Raw genomic sequence first — 21,552 nt, forward strand, 5'->3', positions numbered from 1 at the left:
TTACCGTGGTACCAACTGAGCGGACGCAGACCGGCCTGAGAGTGGAGAAGAACCTGTTGAAGGTCCTCAAGGGGCTGGCCGAATACCTCGACATGTCACTCGGCGACCTGGTCGAGGGCATCACGCTGCACGCCTTCGAAGGCCGCGCGCCGTTCTCCGACGAGACCCTCGGCAAGATCGCCCAGCTCAAGTCCGTCTACGGTCTGACGCTCACCGCCGACGACGCCCACAAGCTGGTCGACCGGTGAGCGACGGGCACTGCACGCTGACCGGGCACGTGCCGGTCCCGCTGCCGCCGCCGGAGGCGCTGCGCCTGTTCACCCCGCGGGGCGAGGAGGAGTGGATCAAGGGCTGGCGGCCCCGCTTCCCCGTCCCCGCCCCCGACGACTCGCGGCCCGGCACCGTCTTCGAGACCGACTCCCACGGCGAGCGCACGATCTGGGTGGTGGCCGACCGGCAGGAGGGCCACCGCATCAGCTACGCGAGGGTGACCCCCGGCTCGCGGGCCGGCACGGTGACGGTCACCGCCGTCGACGACGGTCACGGCGGCACGACGGTCGAGGTCACGTACGAGCTGACGGCGCTGTCCCCGCAGGGGGCCCGCGAGCTGCGCGGGTTCGCCGACGGCTACGCGGACTTCCTCGGGTCATGGGAGCGGGCGATAGCCGCCCGGCTCGCCTCTCCCAACGCGGCCACCCCTACGTGACGCGACCGGGGGCGGTCGGCGACTGCCCCCGGAACCGTTCTCTGGTCAGCTGCAGGCCTGCTGGATCTTGGTGATGAAGCCCTGCAGCTTGCTGACCGACTCCATCGAGCCCGCCGGGTCGGAGCCGTCGATCTTGATGCCTTCCAGGCCGGTGGCGAGGTCGTTGAGCGCGGCGCCGACCTCCCCGTCGTAGTTGCCGGCCAGCGTCTTCACCTTGGCGCCGGCCTCCTTGCCCGCGGTCTCCAGCGCCTTCGGGTCCGTCGCGGCCGTCGCGGCCGTGGTGTTGAACTCGTTCATGATCGTGGTGACTTCCGCGGCGGCGGTGTTGCAGTCGACCGCCTGGCTCAGGGCGCCGCAGCCGGTGATCGTCATACCTGCGAACGCGAACGTCGCGACCGCGAGGGCCAGGCGACGGCGAGGGGGTGTCATGGTTGTGCCTTTCGTAGGTTCAGGGACGAACGGACAGTAGAAGCGCGTTCTTGACGGTCGCTTGCACCGCGCTAACGACCGCGCTAACGATCACGGTGACAGCAGGTGGCCAGCCGGGGTGGAACGCCGTGACCAGCCCCGGCGCGCGCCGCCCCGGAGGCCTCTTGACACGCCCTCAGGCCGACCCGAATATGTCGCATATAGAGCAACTCGGTGCGTATTACGCAACAAGGAGTGTCCCTTGACCAGCACATCGAGTCTGATCTCCACGCTGCCCGGACGCTCCTACACCGACCCGGCGCTGTTCGTGGCGGAACAGGCCAGGATCTTCGAGGTCCTGTGGTTCTGCGCGCTCCGGTCGGACGAACTCGCCAGACCCGGGGCGTTCAGGACCGTCCAGGTCGGCAGGGAGAGCGTGATCGTGGTCCGGGGCCGGGACGGGGAGCTGCGCGCGTTCCTGAACGTCTGCAGGCACCGCGGCGCCCGGCTCTGCGTGGAGGAGACGGGCGAGGTCAAGCGCACGCTCAAGTGCCCGTACCACGCCTGGGCCTACGACCTCGACGGCCGCCTGGCCGCAGCGCCCAACCTGGTCAAGATGCCCGACGTGGACCGCGTCGAGCACGGCCTGGTCCCGGTGGCCCTGCGCGAGTGGCTCGGCTACGCCTGGGTCTGCCTCGCCGACCAGCCGCCCTCGTTCGAGGACACGGTGATGCACGCGGCCACGGAACGGCTCGGCGACCCGGCCGCCATCGAGCACTACCAGACCGACAAGCTCGCCCTCGGCCGCCGCATCCGCTACGACGTGCGGGCCAACTGGAAGCTGATCGTCGAGAACTTCATGGAGTGCTACCACTGCGCGACCATCCACCCCGAGCTCACGGCCGTGCTGCCCGAGTTCGCCGGCGGATACGCCGCCCAGTACTACGTGGGCCACGGCGCCGAGTTCGCCGAGCGCGTGCAGGGCTTCACCGTCGACGGCAGCCCCGGCTTCGGCAAGCTGCCCGACGTCTCCGCCGAGCAGGACCGGCGCTACTACGCGATCACCGTCAAGCCGCAGGTGTTCGTCAACCTGGTGCCCGACCACGTCATCGTGCACCGGATGTTCCCGATGGCCGTCGACCGCACGGTCGTGGAGTGCGACTGGCTCTACCACCCCGACGTGGTGGCCTCGGGAGCCGACCTGTCGCTGTCGGTCGAGCTGTTCCACCGGGTCAACGAGCAGGACTTCGACGCCTGCGAGCGGACCCAGCCCGGGATGTACTCGCGGGCCTACCGGTCAGGCGGCGTGCTGGTGCCGAGCGAGCACCACATCTCCGCCTTTCACGACTGGGTGAACCAGCGCTTGCGCGGATAGCGTACGGTCAGCCCGCCGTACTTGCTCTGCCCGACGATCACCAGGTGAAGGGCGCCGGGCTGCTGGCGGCCCGGCACGTCCGCGACGCTCGTGCTGCCCCAGTCGCTGCGGAACCCGTCGATGTCCGCCGACGCGCCCGGCGGCAGCACGATCTTGGCCGCTCCGTACTTCAGGTCGAACGCGACCTCGACCACCCGGTGCGGAACCACGGCCTCGGTGAAGTCGAGGTGGACGGCGCCGTGCTTGGAGGCGATCCGCAGCCGTCGCGGGACCGCCCAGTCGCCGGTGCGCCGGATGCTGTCGTGCGTGCTCTCCAGGGTCACCTCGTCGCGCGCCGGCCCGGCCGCCGCCGCGGGCAGGTCGTCGACCAGGGCGACCAGATCTCCGTAGACCTTGGCGCTCAACGCCCTCTCCAGGCGCTCCTCCAGCTCGAACTGATCGAGCCGACCCTCGGTGAACGCCTGCTGCAGCTGCTGGGTGATGCGCTCCCGGTCCGCGTCCGAGGCGCGCATCCGCAATTCCGACATACTCCGAGCATAGGGATCGGAAACCTAGAACGGGAGTTGACGGCCGGATGGGGTGCGCAGATCCAGGGAGAACGCTGGACGCGGCTGGCGGGGTCGCCGGACGACCCGGTATCTCTTCACACTGAGGGGGTACCCCCAACGAGGTGCCTTGAAGTCGTCAATTCCGGGTAGCTTGAATCACGATGCTGGCCGAGTCCTTCTCCTTCTCACATCCGGCCCTCTTCTACAGAGGCGACCGGGAATACACGGCTGCCGTCACGGCCTTCGTGCGCGAGGGCCTGGCGGCCGGTGAGCCCGTCGCCGTCGCGGTGCCCGGTCCCAAGCTGGAGCTGCTGGAGCGGGAGCTGGGCGCCGACGCCGCCCGCGTCCTCATGCTCGACATGAACCGGGAGGGCCGCAACCCCGGCCGCATCATCCCCGGCGTGCTGCTCGACTTCGCCGACCGCCACCGCGACGCCCACGTCCGCATCGTCGGCGAGCCGATCTGGCCCGACCGGACCGACACCGAATACCCCGCGTGCGCCCAGCACGAGGCGCTGATCAACTTCGCGTTCGAGGGCCGCCACGTCACGATCCTGTGCCCGTACGACGCCGAGGGGCTCACCGCGGAGGTGCTCCGCGAGGCCGAGCTCACCCACCCGGTGCTGCTCGACGCCGCCGGCGAGCGGCCGAGCGGCAGCTACGCCCCGTGGCTCGTCGTCGACGGCCACAACCGGCCGCTCGCCGACCCCGACGACTTCGTCTCGCTCCGCTTCGACCACGACAACCTGGCCGCCGCCCGCGGCCTCGCCGCCACCGCGGCGGCCGAGATGGGGTTCGGCGGCCCCCGGCTCGACGACGTCCGCCTGGTGGTCGCCGAGCTGGGCGCCAACAGCCTCGACCACGGCGGCGGCGCCGGTCTCATCCGGGTGTGGCGCGAGGGCGGCCGCCTGGTCTGCGAGGTGAGCGACGCCGGCCACATCGCCGACCCGCTGGCCGGGCGCAGGCCGGTCGACCCGCAGGTGGCGGGCTCGCGCGGGCTGCTCATCGTCAACCTGCTCAGCGATCTGGTCCGGGTCCACACCCGCGCGGGAGCGACCGTCGTCCGCGTCTACTTCGACGCGCCGCGCTGACGTCCGCCCCACCCTCCCTGATCGGGCCCGCCCTACCCAGGGTCGGGTCCTCGCAGGTCAGGGCAGGGTCTTAGGGGACGATCCGACCTAAGTACTAAGGGATCGACCAGGGAGCGCTGGGGCTCTTCTCCGATACTCCGCGAGGCCGCGTGCCGCGACGTTGGAAGCATGAAGGGATTGCTTGCCAGCGGATTCACGGCCATCGGCACCGGCACCGGCACCATGGTCGCCCTGCACGCCGAGGCGGGGCTCGACCCGATGCACACCGTCATCAGCGAGTACGCCTTCCAGGCGGCCGGCTGGCTGCTGCCGCTGTCGCTGACTCTCTTCGCGGCGGGCGCGGCCCTGATCGCCGAGGCGCTGCGCCGGTCCGGCGCGGACCGGTGGGTGGTGGCGCTGCTGGCCGTGTGGGGAGCGAGCATGTTCCTGGTCGGCGCCTTCCCGACCGACGCGCCCGGGCTGCCGCTGTCCTTCTCGGGGGCCGTCCACCGCTATGCCGCCTTCGTCGCGTTCCTGGTGATGCCGCTGGCCGGACTGCTGCTGGCCAGGGCGCGAGTCCGGTACGCCGGATGGGTGCGGGTGCTCAGCATGGTGGCCCTGGGCGCGCTGGTGATGGTCGTGATCCCGTACGCGGTGCGGATGTTGGGCATCCCGCTGGAGAACGACGACTTCCCCGCCGGGCTGATCCAGCGGACCGTGGTGATCACCGAGCTGGGCGTGCTGGCGCTGGCCGGCCTGTCGATGCCGGGGCGGCCCGCCCGCCGCTCGACGGCGCCGGCCCTGGCGTAATCGCCCCGCCTTTCGGTAGAGGACGGGCATGACGATTCTGATCGCGTACGACGGATCCGACGACGCCAAGGCGGCCATCGAGTGCTGCGGGAAGATGTTCCCCGGCCGGGACGCCGTGGTGCTGACCGTGTGGGAGCGGCTGGCGATGACCACCGCGCGGGCCTCCGCCGGCCTGGTGATGGTCGTGGACACCTCGCCCGCCGAGGAGGAGGCGATCCAGCGGGCCATGACCGAGCTCGCCGGACAGGGGACCGAGCTGGCGCGCGCGGCGGGGCTGGAGGCACGGCCGCGCTGTGAGCCGGACGCGCCGGCCGTGTGGGCGACCATCGTGGACGTGGCCGACGAGCTCGACGCCGAGCTGATCGTGACCGGCACGCGCGGGCTCGGCGGGGTGCGGTCGCTGCTGCTCGGCAGTACCTCGGACCGGGTGCTGCACCACGCGGGCCGGCCGGTGCTGGTCGTGCCGGGCCCGAGACCCGCCGAATAGCACGCTGTTCAGCCGCTGTTCTCCCGCCGCGGGTTGATCGCGCCGGTCCGATGCGGCAGAGTGCGCCGGACGGTGAGGGAGGGGTGCGTGGGCGAAGGGCTGGCCAGGCGACTGGGCACCGGTGACGCGGTCGTCGTGGGATTGAGCGCGATGGTCGGGGCCGGGGTGTTCGCCGTGTTCGCGCCGGCGGCCGGGGCCGCCGGGGCGTGGCTGCTCGCCGCGCTCGGGCTGGCCGCCGTCGTGGCCTACTGCAACGCCACCTCCTCCGCCCGCCTGGCGGCCCGCCACCCGGAGTCGGGCGGGACCTACGTGTACGGGCGGCGCAGGCTGGGGCCCTTCTGGGGCTACCTCGCGGGGTGGGGGTTCACCGTCGGCAAGACGGCCTCCTGCGCGGCCATGGCGCTGACCTTCGGCGCGTACGCCGCGCCCGGCCTGGCCAGGCCGCTGGCCGTCGGCGCGGTCGTCGTGCTGACGGCGCTCAACCTGTTCGGGGTGCGGCGGTCGGCGGGGGCGGCGCGGATCATGGTCGGGTTCGTGCTGCTGGTGCTGGCCGCCGTCGTGGCGGTGGCGTTCCTGCCGGACCTGGTCGCCGGTCCCGCGTACGACCAGCCGCCGGGCCTCCGCATGTTCCTCGATCCCGAGGTGACCGGGTGGGGTGTGCTCCAGGGGGCCGGTCTGCTGTTCTTCGCGTTCGCCGGATATGCGCGCATCGCCACGCTGGGGGAGGAGGTCCGCGACCCCGGCCGGACGATCCCGCGCGCCATCGGCGTCGCGCTCGGTCTCACGCTGGTGGTGTACGCGCTGGTCGCCGTGGCCGCGCTGGACACGCTCGGGCCGGGGATGCTCGCCCAGTCCGCCGAGCCGCTGGTGGACGTGGTGAAGATGGCCGGTGCGCTGTGGCTGGAGCCGGTGGTGCGGGCCGGCGCGGCGGTGGCGGCGCTCGGCGCGCTGCTCGCGCTGCTGCTCGGCGTCTCGCGCACGGTGCTCGCCATGGCCCGCGAGCGCGACCTGCCCGGCGCGCTCGCCGCCGTCGACCCCGTCCACCAGGCGCCGCGCCGGGCCGAACTGGCGGTGGGTGCGGCCGTGGTGGTGCTGGTGCTCGTCGCCGACCTGCGGGAGGCGATCGGGTTCTCGTCCTTCGGGGTGCTCGTCTACTACGCGATCGCGAACGCCGCCGCCCTGACCCTGCGCCCCGACGAGGGCGCGCCGCCGAAGGCGGTGCCGGTGCTCGGGCTGGCGCTCTGCCTCCTGCTCGCCGCCACCCTGCCGGTGGCGTCGGTGGTGGCCGGGCTGGTCATGTTCGCCGTCGGCACGGCGCTGTGGGCCCTGCGCCGCCGCCGGGCCTGAGCCGCCCGCCTCCTCGTACGCCTGCTTCCTCGTACGCGGAAAATGGCGGGAGACGCGTGAGGCCGATCGGTACGATGGGCGGCATGACGGCGTTCGCGGTGATGACGGCCCCCTAGCGGGGTTCACCGGACGACGTCCTTCATGAGGCCCTGCGAGCGGGGCCTCTCGTCGTGTCAGGGGTCCCCGGGAGGCACCCGATGTACATCACGACGACCATTCCCTATGTGAACGCCCGCCCGCATCTCGGGTTCGCGCTGGAGATCGTGCAGGCCGACGTGCTGGCCCGCCACCATCGGCGGCGCGGCGAGCCGGTGCGGTTCCAGACCGGGACCGACGACAACTCGCTGAAGAACGTGCTGGCGGCGGAGGCGGCGGGCGTGCCGGTGCGCGAGCTGGTCGACCGCAACGCCGCCGCGTTCGAGGGCCTGCGCGGGCCGCTGGACCTGTCGTTCGACGCGTTCGTCCGGACCAGCTCCCACCCGGGACACCGGGCCGGGGTGGAGCGCCTGTGGCGGGCGACCGCGCACGACCTCTACCGCAGGCACTACGAAGGGCTCTACTGCGTCGGCTGTGAGGCGTTCTACCAGGAGGAACCCTGCCCTGAGGGGCACCCGGAACCGCTGCGGCGGGTGTCGGAGGAGAACTGGTTCTTCCGGCTGTCCCGCTACCGCGAACCGCTGCTGGACCTGATCAGGAGCGGCACCCCGGCGATCGAGCCGGTCAGCCGCAGGAACGAGGTGCTGGCGTTCCTGGAGTCCGGCCTGGAGGACATCAGCGTCTCGCGGTCGGCGGAGCGCTCGCGCGGCTGGGGCATCCCGGTGCCCGGCGACCCCGGCCAGGTGGTGTACGTGTGGTGGGACGCGCTGGCCAACTACATCACCGCGCTGGACGGCGACGACTACGGACGCTGGTGGGAGCGCGAGCCCCGCAAGCTCCACCTCATGGGCAAGGGCGTGATCCGCTTCCACGCCGTGTACTGGCCGGCCATGCTGCTCTCGGCCGGGCTGCCGCTGCCCACGCGGATCTTCGTGCACGACTACGTCACCGCGGGCGGGCGCAAGATCAGCAAGTCCGGGGGCGCGACGGCCGACCCGGTGGCGCTGTCGGCCGCGTACGGGGTGGACGCGGTGCGGTGGTGGCTGCTGCGCGAGGTGCCGCGCGTCGGCGACGCCGACTTCACCGAGGAGCGGCTGATCGCCCGCGCCGACGAGGACCTCGCCAACGGCGCCGGCAACCTGGTCAACCGGGTCGTCACGATGGTGCACAGGTTCCGCGACGGGCGGGTGCCCGACGCCCGGCCGGAGCCGCTGGAGGCGGCCGGCCGCGCGGGGGAGCGGGTGCACGAGGCGCTGGAGGCGTTCGACTTCCGGCGGGCGGCGGCCGCCGTGCAGGCGATCGTCGAGGAGGCCAACCAGTACGTGGAGCGGACGCGGCCGTGGAAGCAGGATCCCGGCGGGCGCGACGCCTCCCTGGCGACGCTGGTGCACGCCTGCCGGGAGCTCGCCGTACAACTGGAGCCCTTCCTGCCCACGGCGGCGCGCCGGGTGGCCGCGGCGGTGCGCGAGGAGGACGGGCGGCTGCCGCGGCCGGCGCCGCTCTTCCCCCGGCTGGGCGGCGGTTGACGGGGAGTCAGGGGCCGCTTACGGTGGCGCGGGAAGATCCGCCGGCACGGAGGTGGCCATGCCCGTCGTCAGCACCGTCCGAGGCCCGGTCGACGTCGCCGAACTCGGCCAGACCCTCATGCACGAACACATCTTCGTCGCCGCCGCCGAGCACCTGGAGAACTACGGCAGGGGCGCCTGGTGGGACGAGGAGGTCCGGGTCGCCGACGCGATCACCAAGCTGAACGCGGTGGCGGCCAAGGGGGTGCGGACGATCGTCGACCCGACCGTGTGGGGGCTCGGCCGGTACATCCCCCGCATCCAGCGGGTCGCCGCCGGGGTTCCGGACCTCAACATCGTCGTCGCCACCGGCATCTACAGCTTCGAGGAGCTGCCTCACCAGTACGAGCACCGCGGCCCGGGGCTCCTCCTCGACATGCCCGACCCGATGATCGACGACTTCGTCCGCGACCTCACCGAGGGGATCGCCGACACCGGGGTCAAGGCGGCCTTCCTCAAGTGCGTGGTCGACGAGAAGGGGCTCACCCCCGGTGTGGAGCGCATCTGCCGCGCCGTCGCCCAGGCGCACGTGCGCACCGGGGCGCCGATCACCGTGCACACCAACTCGCCCGCGCAGAGCGGGATCGTCGCGCTCGACCTGTTCGCCAAGGAGGGGGTGGACCTGACCAAGGTCGTGGTCGGCCACGCCGGCGACAGTAACGATCTGGACTACTTGCGGCGGCTCGCCGACACCGGGGCGACGCTCGGCATGGACCGGTTCGGGCTCGACCTCTACAACCCGACGCCGCAGCGCGTGGCCACGATCGCGGCGCTGTGCGAGCGCGGCTATACCGACCGGATGGTGCTCAGCCACGACGCGTCCTGCTTCATGGACTACTTCCCCAACGAGTGGGACATGGTCGGCGTCATCGCTCCCAACTGGCGCTATGACCACATTCACGATGATGTGCTGCCCGCGCTGCGTGAGGCGGGCGTGACGGATGGGCAGATCGAGCAGATGCTGGTGTTCAACCCCCGTCGATACTTCTCGTAAAGTAAGGGGAAGTCAGACGCAACGCAGGTAGGTGGAGCTGGGTGACTTCGGATCAAGCCTTGTCGATCAGTCTCGGTCTCCAGGGGCCGTGCGTCATCGCGAGGCTGACGGGCGACTTCGACTTCGGCTCCGCCGCTGAAGTACGCGACCGAGTCACCAAGGCTCTCGACCTCACCCAACCGCCGATGCTCGTGATCGACATGCAGGCGGTCAGCGTCTGCGACTCCTCCGGCCTGTCCGTGCTGGTCTACCTGCACAAGGCCGTCACCGCCTCCGGCGGCAAGCTGCTGCTGTCCGGGCTCAACGGCCGGTGCAAGCACCTGTTCGCGATCACCGCGCTCGACAAGTTCTTCGACATCAGGACGACCGCCGAGCTGGCCATCGCCGAGCTGAGCGAAGAGGGGAATTCGCCGCCCTTTACCGGGTAGTCGCCTCGCATGTCGGCTGAAGAGCCCGATCTGCTCGGCCTCTACCTGCAGCAGATCGGCGTGATCCCTCTGCTCTCCGCCGCGGACGAGGTCGACCTGGCCAAACGGATCGAGGCGGGCCTGTACGCGGGTCACCTGATCGGCCGGGGCGCGGGCTCCCCGGAGCTCGAAGACGTCCGCCGCGACGGCGAGCGTGCCAAGGAGCTGCTCATCAGGTCCAACCTGCGGCTCGTCGTGGCCGCGGCGCGCAAGTTCGCCCACCGCGGGCTGCCCATGACGGACGTCGTCCAGGAGGGCAACCTCGGGCTCATGAGGGCCGTGGAGAAGTTCGACTACCGGCGCGGATACAAGTTCTCCACCTACGGCATGTGGTGGATCCGGCAGGCCATCGAGCGCGGCATCCACGACAAGAGCCGTACGGTCCGGCTGCCGATCCACGTGGCCGAGGAGCTCGCGCGGCTGCTCACGGTGGAGCGGCGGCTCGCCGTCGAGCTCGGCCGCGACCCGGGCCTCGACGAGCTGGCCGAGGCCGCCGGGCGCTCGGTCCGGCAGGTGGCCAGGTTACGGATGCTGGCCCAGGAGACGGTCAGCCTGGACATGCCCGTCGGCGACCGGGGCGAGGGCAGGATCGGCGACCTGATCGCCGACGAGGACGGCCTGGAGGTGCAGGAGCTCACCGAACGCCGCGCGCTCGGCGCCGAGCTGAACCGGCTCGTCACGTCGCTGCCGCCGCGCGAGGCGTACATCATCAGGCTGCGGTTCGGGCTGGCCGGGCGCGAGATCATGACTTATACGGAGATCGCCGCGCAGATGGGGCTGACCAGGGAGCGCATCCGGCAGTTGGAGAAGCAGGCGTTCAAACGCCTGCGGGAGGGCGGACCGCTGCTCGCCTGGGCATCATGAGCCGAAATATCGGCAAATGTGGACGTTGACCTTGCTCCCGATCTGGTGGTTAATCAGGATGCCGCTTTCAACAGGGGGAGGCGGCGGCCGGTCAGTCATGGGGGCACCAGTGCGCAGACGCCATGCCGGAAATCGCGCCACGACGCTGTCGAGGCTCTGGAGACGCTGGCTCGACGGAGAGATCCGCTTCGACCTGCGCGCGTTGAGGGTGAGGGCCAGGGGCGAAACGCCCCTGGCTGTCAGGAGGTGACCAGCAGGGCCAGGCCGATGAGAACCACGACCGGCACGAGCCAGACGACCGCCTCGGCAGCGAACTCCTTGTACATCGTGTAGATCTCCCTCTCAACGCCCGGGCGGGGGCAGCGTGAACGTCACTGCACACCATAGCCGCCCCCCGCCGGTGGATCGGCCCCCGGCTCGTCCGTCCGGCTCGCGGCGATGCGCTTGGCGAGGCCGGCGAGCGACTCATCGGCCATCAGCGCGGGCAACCTGGGGGCCTCCGCGGCGATCCGGTCGTGGATCTCCTCGTGGTCGCCCAGGTGGCGGGTCCAGGCCCGCAGGACCTCCGGCATCGCGGCGATCGCCGCGTCGCTCAGGATCGCCTCGCGGGGCAGCCACGAGGTGAGGAACACCGACACCCTGGCCGGGCTCCACCACAGCGGCCGCGCGCCCACGAACTCGGCCAGCGCGCCGAACGCCTCGTCCGCCCCGGGCGTGTCGGGCAGGGCGTCGAAAGCGGTGAACGTCTCATCCGGCGCGTGACGTACCGGATCGGGGACGGACCGGGCGCGTGCCAGCGCGAGCGGGCGGACGGCGGGCAGGGTGTCGGCCACCTCCGCGCCCATGAGCAGGTCCGTCACCTCGAACGCGTCCAGCACCCGCCCCGCCACGACGTCCGCCGGCGCCCGCGCCAGGTCGAGGTCGTCGAGGAACTTCGGCTCCTCCACCACCGCGTCCACCGCCAGCCCGCCGTGCGCCTGGTCGATGCCCACCACCAGCAGATGCGGCTCCCGGCCGTCGGCGTAACGGAACGCGAGCGCGGCCAGCACCTGCTCGCCGTGCCGATCACCCCTGCCGTACCACGCCCCCTCGCACACCACCTCCCCCATCCGGGCCGCCCACCTGGGCAACCACTCCAACGCCTCCCGCCCTGCCACGGCGAGATCGACACCGTACGGGGGAGGTGTCCGTGGGACGGTCGCCGTGAGATCGTCGCGTTCTTCGTCCTCCCGGGCGGCGGCGGTGAGATCGTCGCGTTCTTCGTCCGAGGTGGGTATCTCCTGGACGGCCTCGGCGTCGTACGGCGTCGCGCTGGCTGTCGTGATGAGGTCGTCCGGGAGTTCGAGCGTGGCCAGGGCCGCTGTCGCGAGTCTCGCCTCGGGGCGCTCGGAACCGGCCAGTTCGCCCAGCAGGTCAGGGTCGCCCTCGGACACCAGGCGGGCCGCCCAGAGCTCGGTGCGCAGCGGCGAACGCCACCGGAGGAGGTCACGGGCCTGCTCGATCGCGCGGTCGTACGTGGTCACCTTCCGACCGTATCGTCCCACCGGTCATGACAGCCGTCACCACCGGTCCGGGTCGCAATCAGCTCGTCCCTGACGGCGTCCATCCACGGTCCCATCCCGCTTCACGCGAGAACCGAGATCGTCCTCTTCCTGAGCCGCCGGATCCTCACGGGCGATACATGGAAAGCGAGAACGTCCCCTTCCCAGGCTGGCTGATCCTCCAGCGCGGCGCGGGAACGGAGAACGTCCTCTTCTGGAGTCGCCCGGTCCTCACGGGCGGCACAACGTCCCATCCCTGAGCCGCCGAATCCTTCGGCGCGGGTGCGCGGGAACCGAGAACGTCCTCTTTCTTAGCCGCCGGATCCTCACAAGCGGTACGTGGAGACGGAGAACGTCTCCTCATCCGGGCGGAGCGCGGCGTCTGGAAAGACGGTCAGCGGACCTGCGCCCATGGGCGATCTTGAGGATGTGCGACAGGACTAGGCCGAGTGGTGCCGATCAGGTTCTGGGGGACGGGCACGCCGTACTGACCGGGCTTGGGGTCGTGGACTGCCATGACGCGCGCGTGCACTTGGCGACGATGGTCATGGCGTCCGACGTAGGCGGGATTGACCACACCTCCGGCCTCCCGGACCGGGTGTCCGGGAGGCCGGGTGGTTACTTGTCGTTGCCGGTGAGGCCGGCCTTGCGGAGAGCCTCGGCCATGGCGCCCGTGGGCTCGGCGCGGCGCTGGGACTGGCCGCGGCGGTCACGCTGGGCGTTGCCGCGCTGGTTGCCCTCGCCTCCGCCGCGCCGGTCGCCCTTGGCGTCACGGCGGGCGTCTCCGCGAGCACCGTCGCCCCGGGTGCCGTTGCCGCGAGAGCCGTCGCCCCGGGCGGCCCCGCCGCGGGCTCCGTCGCCCCGGGTGCCGTTGCCGCGAGAGCCGTCCCCGGTGTTGCCGCGAGAGCCGTCTCCCCGGGCGGCGTTACCGCGAGCACCGTCGCCTCGGGAGCCGTCGCCTCGGGGGCCGCCGCCTCGGCCTTCGCCCCGGCCGCCGGAGGCCGCCGGCTGGGCGGCGTCGTCGTCGAGGCGGAGCGTGAGGGAGATGCGCTTGCGCGGGATGTCGACGTCCAGCACCTTGACGCGCACGATGTCGCCCGGCTTGGCGACGTCGCGCGGGTCCTTGACGAAGGTGCGCGACATGGCCGACACGTGGACCAGGCCGTCCTGGTGGACGCCGACGTCGACGAAGGCGCCGAACGCGGCCACGTTGGTGACCACGCCCTCCAGGATCATCCCCGGCTCCAGGTCGGACAGCTTCTCCACGCCCTCCTTGAAGGCCGCCGTGCGGAAGGCGGGCCGCGGGTCGCGGCCGGGCTTCTCCAGCTCGCGCAGGATGTCGGTGACCGTCGGCAGGCCGAACGTGTCGTCGGTGAACTTCGGCGGGTCGAGGGACCGCAGCGTGGCCGTGTTGCCGATCAGCGACTTGAGGTCGGTGCCGACCGCGTCGAGGATGCGGCGGACCACGGGATAGGACTCGGGGTGCACGCTGGAGGCGTCGAGCGGGTCGTCGCCGTCCTGGATGCGCAGGAAGCCCGCGCACTGCTCGAACGCCTTCGGCCCCAGCCGCGGCACGTCCTTCAGCGCCGTGCGGCCGCGGAACGGGCCGTTGGCGTCGCGGTGGCGGACGATGCTCTCGGCGAGCGTGGCGCCGATGCCCGACACGCGGGTCAGCAGCGGCGCGGAGGCGGTGTTGACGTCGACGCCCACGCCGTTGACGCAGTCTTCGACCACCGCGTCGAGCGACCGGGACAGCTTGGACTCGGCGAGGTCGTGCTGGTACTGGCCGACGCCGATGGACTTCGGGTCGATCTTGACCAGCTCGGCCAGCGGGTCCTGCAGGCGGCGGGCGATCGACACCGCGCCGCGCAGCGACACGTCGAGCTCGGGCAGCTCCTGCGAGGCGTAGGCGGACGCGGAGTAAACGGACGCGCCCGCCTCCGACACCACCACCTTGGTCATCGACGGCATGAGCTTGACCAGCTCGCCGGCCAGCTTGTCGGTCTCGCGGGAGGCGGTGCCGTTGCCGATGGCGATCAGCTCGACGCCGTGGCGCTGTGCCAGCGCCCCCAGCACGGCCAGCGACTGGTCCCACTGCCGCTTGGGCTCGTGGGGGTAGACGGTCGCGGTCTCGACGACCTTGCCGGTGGCGTCGACCACGGCCACCTTGACGCCGGTGCGCAGGCCGGGGTCGAGGCCCATGGTGGGGCGGCTGCCGGCGGGCGCGGCGAGCAGCAGGTCGCGCAGGTTGGTCGCGAACACCCGCACCGCTTCGTCCTCCGCCGCCTGCCACAGCCGCATCCGCAGGTCGATGCCCAGGTGGACGAGGATGCGGGTGCGCCACGCCCAGCGGACCGTCTCCCACAGCCACCCGTCGGCGGGCCTGCCCCGGTCGGAGATCCCGTAGCGGGCGGCGACCCGCAGCTCGTAGGCGGCGGTCTCCTCGGGCTCCAGCGCGACGGTGAGGACCTCCTCCTTCTCGCCGCGGAAGATGGCGAGGACGCGGTGGGAGGGAAGCTTGGTGAACGGCTCGGCGAAGTCGAAGTAGTCGGAGAACTTGGCGCCCGCCTCCTCCTTGCCGTCGCGCACCTTGGAGGTCAGCCTGCCCCGCTCCCACAGCTGCTCGCGCAGCGCGCCGATCAGGTCGGCGTCCTCGGCGAACCGCTCGATGAGGATCGCCCTGGCGCCCTCCAGCGCCGCCCCGGCGTCGGCCACGCCCTCGGTGACGAAGCCCGCGGCCGTCGCGGCGGGGTCGAGCGACGGGTCGCCGAGCAGCTGGTCGGCCAGCGGCTCCAGCCCCAGCTCACGGGCGATCTGCGCTTTGGTGCGCCGCTTCGGCTTGTAGGGCAGGTAGATGTCTTCGAGGCGGGCCTTGGTCTCGGCCGCCATGATCTGGGCGCGCAGCTCGTCGTCGAGCTTGCCCTGAGACTCGATCGACTCCAGGATCGCGGCCCGCCGCTCGTCGAGCTCACGGAGGTAGCGCAGCCGCTCTTCGAGCGTGCGCAGCTGGGCGTCGTCGAGCGCGCCGGTGACCTCCTTGCGGTAGCGCGCGATGAACGGCACGGTCGAGCCGCCGTCGAGCAGCTCTACCGCGGACCGCACCTGCCCCTCGCGCACCCCGAGCTCTTCGGCGATCCGCTGGTGAATAGAGAGCACTTGCCCTGCCTTTCGATGGTCCCGCCGGTCAATTGTGCAGGACGATGCCGTCTTTCATGACAAGAGTGCGCCCGGGGCGAACGACCACGGCCTCGGCCGGGGTGCTCGCCCCGACCACGACGAGGTCGGCCCGATCGCCCGGCGCGAGCCCGTAGCCGCGCAGGCCGAGCGCGCGGGCGCCGCCGTAGGTGGCGGCCTCCAGGGCCAGCTCGATGTCGTCGTCGCGGCGGAACGTGCTGCGGTAGGCCAGATGCATGGCCCGCTCCAGCATGTCGCCGCTGCCGAACGGGCCCCACAGGTCGCGGATGCCGTCGTGGCCGCACGCCACCGTGACGCCGGCCGCCCGCAGCGTCTTGACCGGCGGCACCGGGAAGCTGTAGACGGCGGCGGTGCAGACCGCCACGCCCGCCCCGGCGAGTCCCTCCGCCAGCTTGCCCGCCTGGGCGGCGTCGACCTGGCCGAGCGCGTACGCGTGGCTGATCGTGACCCGGCCCGCCAGGCCGAGCACGCGGGTGCGCTCGGTGATCAGCTCCACCTCCCACGCGCCCAGCGAGCCGCCGTCGTGCAGGTGGATGTCGACGTGGGCGCCGTAGCGGTCGGCCAGGCCGAAGATCAGGTCGAGGTGGCGTACGGGGTCGCGGTCGATGCCCGCCGGGTCGAGGCCGCCGACCGCCTCCACGCCGCTCTTGAGCGCCTCCTCCAGCAGCTCGGCGGTGCCGGGGTTGGTGAGCAGGCCGTGTTGCGGGAACGCCACCTGGGTCACGTCGACCGGCACCTGCGCGGCCGCCTCCCTGACCGCCTCCACGCCGCGCAACCCGGTCTGCGGGTCGATGTCGGTGTGGCTGCGCACGCTGGTGGTGCCGTACGAGCTCATCGTCCGCAGCAGGGACACCATGCGCGGCACGCTCGGGACGCCCAGCTCGCCGCGGCGGGCCAGGTCGTTGCCGATGCGGCCGGCGAGGGTGTCGTCGGCCGAGTGGGGCACCCAGGGGCCGCCGTAGAGGGTCTTGTCGAGGTGGCAGTGGGCGTCGACCAGGCCGGGCAGCACGAGCTGCCCCGCGACGTCGACGACCCGCGCGCCGGGGGCCTCGACGGACGGCGCGACGAGCTCGATCACGCGGTCGCGGACGAGGACGTCGGCGGGGCCGCCGGCCCCCCAGGGCCGGCCGCCGCGCAGCAGGACGTCTGTCATGCCCTGCACCCTAAAGCGCGACACCGACGTTCTGCGGCCCTCACCGTCCGGGTTCGGTGGGGTGATTCTGGGGTGGTTCGCGCGGCACCGACGTTTTGCGGGGCGCCGCTGTCGCGGGGGTGAGGGGTCAGATGTGGTCGAGGTGGGCGACGTTGGCCTGGTCGGTTTCGTCGGTGCTCGGGGTGCCGCGCAGCCAGGCGTCCAGGATCTCGTCGAGGAGGACGTCCGAGGTGAGGCGGAGGCTGAGGGCGAGCACGTTGGCGTCGTTCCACTTGCGGGCGCCGTCGGCCGTGTAGGAGTCGACGCAGAGCGCGGCCCTGACGCCGGGCACCTTGTTGGCCGCGATGGACGCGCCGGTGCCGGTCCAGCAGCACACCACCGCCTGGTCGGCGCGGCCCTCGGCGACGTCGCGGGCCGCCGCCTCGGACGCCCAGGCCCAGTCGTCGCGCTCGTCGCCGTTGAGCGCGCCGTGCGTGACCACCTCGTGGCCGCGCCGCCGCAGAACGGCCACCAGCCGCTCCGCGACCCCGTCCAGGCTGTCGGCCGCCACCGAGATCCGCATCCTGCCCTCCTCCGGCCGGGAACCTGTCCTCAGGTCTACCAGTGAAGGGCCCGATGCGAGAGCGTGACTGGCGCAATGCCGGTGTATGTGCTTGGTTGGGGCCCCATATGAGCATCCGCGAAACTGACATTCCGGCCCTGGCGCGGGGATGCGCCGTGCTCGGCACCGGCGGCGGCGGTGACGTGCGCGCCGGCTCGCTGGCCGCCGTACGGGCCATCAGGGCGTACGGGCCGGTGCCGCTCGTGCGGCTGGCCGAGTTACCCCCCGACGCGCTGGTGGTGCCGCTGTCCGGGATCGGGGCGCCGACCGTGAGCCACGAGATGATCCACGGCGAGGACGAGCCGAAGCGCATCGCCGAGGAGGTCGAACGGCTCTTCGGCAGGCCGCCCGCGGCCGTGATGTCGTCGGAGATCGGCGGCTCCAACGGGGTCGCGCCGGTGGCCTGGGCCGCCCAGCTCGGGCTGCCGCTGCTCGACGCCGACGGCATGGGCCGGGCGTTCCCCGAGGTCCAGATGGTCTCCATGTACGTCGCGGGGCTGCCCGCCGACCTGGTGATCATGTCGGACGTGGCGGGCAACGTGGTGACGATCCGGCCGGTGGACGGCCTGTGGTCGGAGCGGCTGGCGCGGGCGGTCTGCGTGGCCGCGGGCTCCTCGGCGCTGATGGCCGACTACGTACTCACCGCCGGGCGGGCGCGGGGCGCGGTCGTCGAGGGCACGGTCACGCGCGCGCTGGAGATCGGCCGGGCCACCGAGGACGCGACGGACCCGCTGACCTCCCTGGCCGCCGAATTGGGCGCGGTCAGGCTGATCACCGGCAAGCTGACCGACGTGGAGCGGCGCACCACCGGCGGGTTCGTCAGGGGCACCGCCACGATCGAGGGCACCGGCGACGACCGCGGCCGCACGCTCGTCCTGGAGTTGCAGAACGAGAACCTGGTCGCCGTCGAGGACAACCAGGTCAGGGCGATGGTGCCGGATCTGATCACGGTGGTCGACACCGAGACCGCGGCCGCGATCCAGACCGAGGGCCTGCGTTACGGCCAGCGGGTCACCGTGCTCGCCTGGCCGTGCGACCCGCTGTGGCGCACCCGGAAGGGGCTGGACACGGCCGGGCCGCGGGCGTTCGGCTACGACCTGGACTACGTTCCCGTGGAGGAGCTGGCGCATGGCTGAGCCGGACCTGCGGATCGGCATCGACGTCGGCGGCACCAACACCGACGCGGTGGTGCTCGACTCCGGCGACCGGGTGATCGCCAAGGCCAAGCGGCCGACCAGCCGGGACGTCACCGAAGGGCTGCGCGCCGCGCTGGACGCGGTGCTGGACGAGCTGGGCCCGCACGCCCACGGCCGGGTCGGCCGGGTGATGCTCGGCACCACCCACGCCACCAACGCGATCCTGGAGCGCAGGAACCTGGGCCGGGTGGCCGTGCTGCGGCTGGGCGCCCCCGCCACCACGGCCGTGCCGCCGCTGTCCGACTGGCCCGACGGCCTGCGCGAGGTCGTCTCGGCAGGCGAGGCCGTGGTGCCCGGCGGGCACTACGTGGACGGGCGCGAGATCGGCCGGCTCGACCCCGGCTCGATCCGCCGCTTCCTGGACGGGGTGGAGGCCGACGCGGTGGCGGTCACCGCCGTGTTCAGCCCGGCCACCGCCGACCACGAGCGGGCCGCCGAGGAGCTGATCAGGAGCGAGTACGGGCTGCCGGTCTCGGTCAGCCACGAGATCGGCTCGCTCGGGCTGCTGGAGCGCGAGAACGCGACCGTGCTCAACGCCGCCCTGTACGAGGTCGCCGGGCACGTCACGAGTGCGCTGACGGCCGCGCTGGCCGAACGCGGGCTGGCGGCCACCCCCTACCTGGCGCAGAACGACGGCACGCTGATGACCCTGGAGCACGCGGCGCGGCTGCCGGTGTCGACCATCGGCTCCGGCCCGGCGAACTCGCTGCGCGGCGCCGCGTTCCTGTCGGGCGTGCCGGACGCGGTCGTCGCGGACGTCGGCGGCACCTCCACCGACCTCGGGGTGCTGACCGGAGGGTTCCCGCGCGAGTCGGCGGCGGCCGTGGAGATCGGCGGCGTGCTCACCAACTTCCGCATGCCGGACATCCTGGCCATCGCGCTGGGCGGCGGCACCGTCGTGCGCGGCGCGAAGGCCGGTCCCGACTCGGTGGGCTACCGGATCGCGGAGGAGGCGCTGGTGTTCGGAGGCGGCACGGCGACGCTCACGGACGCGGCGGTCGCGGCCGGGCGGCGGCCGCCGGGCGTCACCTGGGACCTGGGCGACATATCGGAAGATTTCCGCGACACTCTGCAAAGGGCGATCGCCGCCACCGACGCGCTGGCCGCCGACGCCGTGGACCGCATGACGCTCGGCCGCGCCGGCCGTCCCCTGGTGGCGGTGGGTGGCGGCGCTTTCCTGCTGCCCGAGCGGATCCCCGGCGTGAGCCGCGTCATCCGCCCGGAGCACGCCGAGGTGGCCAACGCCGTCGGCGCCGCCATCGCCCTGGCGAGCGGCAGAGTCGATACGATCATGCCTGCGGGTGAAAGCCGGACAAAGGCGATCGAAAGGGTGAGGCGGGAGGCTGCGGCACGTGCCGTGGCGGCGGGCGCGGACCCTGACCGGGTCCAGATCGTCGACCTCCTGGAGGTGCCGCTCAGCTACCTCGCGGAGCCCGCCGTGCGGATACACGCCAAAGCCGCCGGACCCCTCACCCGGTGACAATTCGAAAGGATCCCCCCATGCGCTGGCACAAGCGTCTGCTCGTAGCCGGGATCGCCGGTGTCGTCGCCCTGGCCGCATCCGCGTGCGCGGGCGGCCAGGTACGCGGCGCCGGCGGCACCCCCCAGCCGAGCACCGGCGGAACGCAGGCCACCCAGTCCACCGAGAACGACGCCACCTTCGTCTACGCCCCCAACCTCGACGTGGTGACCGACTGGGACCCGGCGACCTCGTACTCCAACGAGATCATCGCCATGACCAGCATCTACGAGGGCCTCACCCGCTACGACGCCGAGGCCAAGGAGGTCCGGCCGCGCCTGGCCACCGAGTGGTCCTCGGCGGACGAGGGCAAGGAGTGGACGTTCAAGCTGCGCCAGGGCGTGAAGTTCCACACCGGCGCCACGCTCGACGCCGAGGCCGCCAAGAAGGCCATCGAGCGCACGATGAAGTCCGGCGGCGGCGCCGCCTACATCTGGAGCGCGGTCGACAAGATCGAGACGCCGGACGCCTCGACGCTGAAGTTCACGCTCAAGTACGCGGCCCCGATGGACCTCATCACCTCCTCCGGGTACGCCGCCCACATCTACGACGCCGAGGCGCTGGAGAAGAACGAGGACGACGTCAAGAACGGCAAGCTCGACGCCGGCACCGGCCCGTACACGATCGACTCGTGGCAGAAGGGCCAGGAGACCGAGCTGACGCTGAAGGCGTTCGACGACTACTGGGGCGGCTGGCGGCCGGAGCAGTACAAGAAGGTCGCCTTCCGCGTCACGCCGGAGATCACCACGGCGTGGCAGCTCCTCCAGCGCGGCGAGGTCAACTTCGTGCAGCGGCTCAACCCGCAGCTGTTCGAGCAGGCGGGCATGACCGAGGGCGTGCAGGCCAAGCAGACGCCGTCGTTCCAGAACCTGCTGGTGCTGTTCAACACGGCGGAGGGGCCGACGAAGGACGTGCGCGTCCGGCAGGCGCTGCAGCACGCCATCGACTACGACGGCCTGGTGGCGGCGCTCAAGGGCTCCGCGCAGAAGGCCGGCGGTCTGGTGCCGCCCGGGCTGCTCGGCCACACCACGGGCATGGAGCCCAAGCAGGACCTGGCCAAGGCGCAGGAACTGCTGCAGGACGCCGGGTACGGCCCGGACAACGCCGAGCTGAAGCTCACGCTCACCTACGCCCAGGGCGACGAGGACCAGAAGCTGCTGGTCACCCTGCTCACCGCGGCGCTGAAGAAGGTCAACGTCACCCTCGAAGCGCGGGCGATGGCCTGGAACGCGCAGTGGGACAGGGGCAAGAAGGGCGACCAGGACATCTTCGTCATGTACTGGTTCCCCGACTACGCCGACCCGTACTCGTGGTTCCTCAACGTCTTCCGCAGCGCGGACGAGGTCTCGTTCAACCTGTCGTACCTGAAGGACGAGGCGATCGACAAGGCCATCGACGGCCTGCCGCAGCTCACCGCCACCGACCAGCTGGCGGCCGACCAGGCCTACGCCGACCTGCAGAAGAAGATCATCCAGGACGAGGCGGCGGTCGCGGTGCCGTACGTGCAGACCTACCAGCGCGCGCTCACCGCGGACGTGCTCGGGTACGTCGACAACCCGGCCTACCCGAACGTGGTCTCCTTCTACGACCTCAAGCCCGCCAGCTGACTG

At 71.9% G+C, this 21,552-nt stretch carries 20 protein-coding genes; 14 read left to right on the forward strand and 6 right to left on the reverse strand.

The annotated features are described in order from the left end of the window. The first annotated feature begins 5 nt into the window (after nucleotides 1-5). Both KME79_RS07570 and KME79_RS07575 read left to right on the forward strand, forming a co-directional pair. Nucleotides 6-248: a hypothetical protein gene (locus KME79_RS07570; protein WP_148029675.1), complete on the forward strand. Its 243-nt coding sequence runs from the start codon at nucleotides 6-8 to the stop codon at nucleotides 246-248. Next, nucleotides 245-706: an SRPBCC family protein gene (locus tag KME79_RS07575; RefSeq protein ID WP_148029676.1), complete on the forward strand. Its 462-nt coding sequence runs from the start codon at nucleotides 245-247 to the stop codon at nucleotides 704-706. The genes KME79_RS07570 and KME79_RS07575 overlap by 4 nt, the downstream gene beginning before the upstream one ends. A gap of 45 nt (nucleotides 707-751) precedes the next feature. Here the strand turns inward: KME79_RS07575 and KME79_RS07580 are convergent, their stop codons facing one another. After that, entirely contained in the window at nucleotides 752-1,135 is a 384-nt protein-coding gene (locus tag KME79_RS07580; RefSeq protein ID WP_219543833.1) for a DUF8711 family protein, read from the reverse strand. 241 nt (nucleotides 1,136-1,376) lie between these two features. Here KME79_RS07580 and KME79_RS07585 point away from each other — a divergent pair, with 241 nt between their 5' ends. Continuing rightward, nucleotides 1,377-2,489, forward strand: a complete 1,113-nt coding sequence (locus KME79_RS07585) for an aromatic ring-hydroxylating oxygenase subunit alpha (protein WP_219543834.1) — start codon at nucleotides 1,377-1,379, stop codon at nucleotides 2,487-2,489. Here the strand turns inward: KME79_RS07585 and KME79_RS07590 are convergent. Then, on the reverse strand, nucleotides 2,456-3,016 hold the full coding sequence (locus tag KME79_RS07590; protein ID WP_246639423.1) for a DUF1707 SHOCT-like domain-containing protein: 561 nt from the start codon (nucleotides 3,014-3,016) through the stop codon (nucleotides 2,456-2,458). The genes KME79_RS07585 and KME79_RS07590 overlap by 34 nt on opposite strands. Nucleotides 3,017-3,198: 182 nt before the next feature. Here KME79_RS07590 and KME79_RS07595 point away from each other — a divergent pair, with 182 nt between their 5' ends. The 8 genes from KME79_RS07595 to KME79_RS07630 all read left to right on the forward strand — a co-directional run bounded on the left by KME79_RS07595 (nucleotide 3,199) and on the right by KME79_RS07630 (nucleotide 10,737). After that, nucleotides 3,199-4,128, forward strand: a complete 930-nt coding sequence (locus KME79_RS07595; RefSeq protein WP_246639424.1) for an anti-sigma factor RsbA family regulatory protein — start codon at nucleotides 3,199-3,201, stop codon at nucleotides 4,126-4,128. Between the two features lie 168 nt (nucleotides 4,129-4,296). Continuing rightward, the gene (locus tag KME79_RS07600; RefSeq protein WP_219543835.1) at nucleotides 4,297-4,917 is read left to right on the forward strand and encodes a DUF998 domain-containing protein; all 621 of its coding nucleotides are present in this window, start codon (nucleotides 4,297-4,299) and stop codon (nucleotides 4,915-4,917) included. A gap of 28 nt (nucleotides 4,918-4,945) precedes the next feature. Continuing rightward, nucleotides 4,946-5,404, forward strand: coding sequence for a universal stress protein (locus KME79_RS07605; RefSeq protein ID WP_219543836.1), 459 nt, complete (start codon nucleotides 4,946-4,948; stop codon nucleotides 5,402-5,404). A gap of 87 nt (nucleotides 5,405-5,491) precedes the next feature. After that, nucleotides 5,492-6,751, forward strand: coding sequence for an APC family permease (locus tag KME79_RS07610; RefSeq protein WP_219543837.1), 1,260 nt, complete (start codon nucleotides 5,492-5,494; stop codon nucleotides 6,749-6,751). 197 nt (nucleotides 6,752-6,948) lie between these two features. Further along, on the forward strand, nucleotides 6,949-8,373 hold the full coding sequence (locus KME79_RS07615) for a methionine--tRNA ligase (protein WP_219543838.1): 1,425 nt from the start codon (nucleotides 6,949-6,951) through the stop codon (nucleotides 8,371-8,373). A 58-nt stretch (nucleotides 8,374-8,431) separates the two neighbouring features. Continuing rightward, nucleotides 8,432-9,406 (forward strand): phosphotriesterase family protein, encoded by a 975-nt coding sequence (locus KME79_RS07620; RefSeq protein WP_148029682.1) that lies wholly within the window; start codon nucleotides 8,432-8,434, stop codon nucleotides 9,404-9,406. Between the two features lie 59 nt (nucleotides 9,407-9,465). Beyond that, entirely contained in the window at nucleotides 9,466-9,834 is a 369-nt protein-coding gene (locus KME79_RS07625) for an STAS domain-containing protein (protein WP_219543839.1), read from the forward strand. A gap of 9 nt (nucleotides 9,835-9,843) precedes the next feature. Further along, the gene (locus tag KME79_RS07630; RefSeq protein WP_148029684.1) at nucleotides 9,844-10,737 is read left to right on the forward strand and encodes a sigma-70 family RNA polymerase sigma factor; all 894 of its coding nucleotides are present in this window, start codon (nucleotides 9,844-9,846) and stop codon (nucleotides 10,735-10,737) included. 371 nt (nucleotides 10,738-11,108) lie between these two features. On the opposite strand, the gene KME79_RS07635 is transcribed toward KME79_RS07630, so the two are convergent. The 4 genes from KME79_RS07635 to KME79_RS07650 all read right to left on the reverse strand — a co-directional run bounded on the left by KME79_RS07635 (nucleotide 11,109) and on the right by KME79_RS07650 (nucleotide 17,188). After that, on the reverse strand, nucleotides 11,109-12,260 hold the full coding sequence (locus KME79_RS07635; protein ID WP_219543840.1) for a hypothetical protein: 1,152 nt from the start codon (nucleotides 12,258-12,260) through the stop codon (nucleotides 11,109-11,111). A 636-nt stretch (nucleotides 12,261-12,896) separates the two neighbouring features. Next, on the reverse strand, nucleotides 12,897-15,434 hold the full coding sequence (locus KME79_RS07640; protein ID WP_219543841.1) for a Tex family protein: 2,538 nt from the start codon (nucleotides 15,432-15,434) through the stop codon (nucleotides 12,897-12,899). A 28-nt stretch (nucleotides 15,435-15,462) separates the two neighbouring features. After that, entirely contained in the window at nucleotides 15,463-16,626 is a 1,164-nt protein-coding gene (locus KME79_RS07645) for an amidohydrolase (protein ID WP_219543842.1), read from the reverse strand. A 127-nt stretch (nucleotides 16,627-16,753) separates the two neighbouring features. Then, entirely contained in the window at nucleotides 16,754-17,188 is a 435-nt protein-coding gene (locus tag KME79_RS07650) for an RpiB/LacA/LacB family sugar-phosphate isomerase (RefSeq protein ID WP_148029688.1), read from the reverse strand. Nucleotides 17,189-17,295: 107 nt separating this feature from the next. Here KME79_RS07650 and KME79_RS07655 point away from each other — a divergent pair, with 107 nt between their 5' ends. From KME79_RS07655 to KME79_RS07665, 3 genes are read left to right on the forward strand one after another with little or no spacing between them, the layout of a single operon-like run. Beyond that, complete coding sequence (locus KME79_RS07655) at nucleotides 17,296-18,363, forward strand: S-methyl thiohydantoin desulfurase family protein (protein WP_219543843.1); 1,068 nt, start codon at nucleotides 17,296-17,298, stop codon at nucleotides 18,361-18,363. Further along, nucleotides 18,356-19,903 (forward strand): hydantoinase/oxoprolinase N-terminal domain-containing protein, encoded by a 1,548-nt coding sequence (locus tag KME79_RS07660; protein WP_219543844.1) that lies wholly within the window; start codon nucleotides 18,356-18,358, stop codon nucleotides 19,901-19,903. The genes KME79_RS07655 and KME79_RS07660 overlap by 8 nt, the downstream gene beginning before the upstream one ends. 20 nt (nucleotides 19,904-19,923) lie before the next feature. Then, the gene (locus KME79_RS07665; RefSeq protein WP_219543845.1) at nucleotides 19,924-21,549 is read left to right on the forward strand and encodes an ABC transporter substrate-binding protein; all 1,626 of its coding nucleotides are present in this window, start codon (nucleotides 19,924-19,926) and stop codon (nucleotides 21,547-21,549) included. The last annotated feature ends 3 nt before the right edge of the window (nucleotides 21,550-21,552 follow it).

This window comes from Nonomuraea harbinensis (assembly GCF_019396385.1).
Classification (GTDB): domain Bacteria; phylum Actinomycetota; class Actinomycetes; order Streptosporangiales; family Streptosporangiaceae; genus Nonomuraea; species Nonomuraea ferruginea.

Bases quoted from the DNA above. Each gene is read 5' to 3' on its own strand.
- KME79_RS07580 (WP_219543833.1), bottom strand. From the start codon at position 1,135: ATGACACCCCCTCGCCGTCGCCTGGCCCTCGCGGTCGCGACGTTCGCG.
- KME79_RS07590 (WP_246639423.1), bottom strand. From the start codon at position 3,016: ATGTCGGAATTGCGGATGCGCGCCTCGGACGCGGACCGGGAGCGCATC.
- KME79_RS07595 (WP_246639424.1), top strand. From the start codon at position 3,199: ATGCTGGCCGAGTCCTTCTCCTTCTCACATCCGGCCCTCTTCTACAGA.
- KME79_RS07600 (WP_219543835.1), top strand. From the start codon at position 4,297: ATGAAGGGATTGCTTGCCAGCGGATTCACGGCCATCGGCACCGGCACC.
- KME79_RS07605 (WP_219543836.1), top strand. From the start codon at position 4,946: ATGACGATTCTGATCGCGTACGACGGATCCGACGACGCCAAGGCGGCC.
- KME79_RS07615 (WP_219543838.1), top strand. From the start codon at position 6,949: ATGTACATCACGACGACCATTCCCTATGTGAACGCCCGCCCGCATCTC.
- KME79_RS07620 (WP_148029682.1), top strand. From the start codon at position 8,432: ATGCCCGTCGTCAGCACCGTCCGAGGCCCGGTCGACGTCGCCGAACTC.
- KME79_RS07630 (WP_148029684.1), top strand. From the start codon at position 9,844: ATGTCGGCTGAAGAGCCCGATCTGCTCGGCCTCTACCTGCAGCAGATC.
- KME79_RS07645 (WP_219543842.1), bottom strand. From the start codon at position 16,626: ATGACAGACGTCCTGCTGCGCGGCGGCCGGCCCTGGGGGGCCGGCGGC.
- KME79_RS07650 (WP_148029688.1), bottom strand. From the start codon at position 17,188: ATGCGGATCTCGGTGGCGGCCGACAGCCTGGACGGGGTCGCGGAGCGG.
- KME79_RS07655 (WP_219543843.1), top strand. From the start codon at position 17,296: ATGAGCATCCGCGAAACTGACATTCCGGCCCTGGCGCGGGGATGCGCC.
- KME79_RS07660 (WP_219543844.1), top strand. From the start codon at position 18,356: ATGGCTGAGCCGGACCTGCGGATCGGCATCGACGTCGGCGGCACCAAC.
- KME79_RS07665 (WP_219543845.1), top strand. From the start codon at position 19,924: ATGCGCTGGCACAAGCGTCTGCTCGTAGCCGGGATCGCCGGTGTCGTC.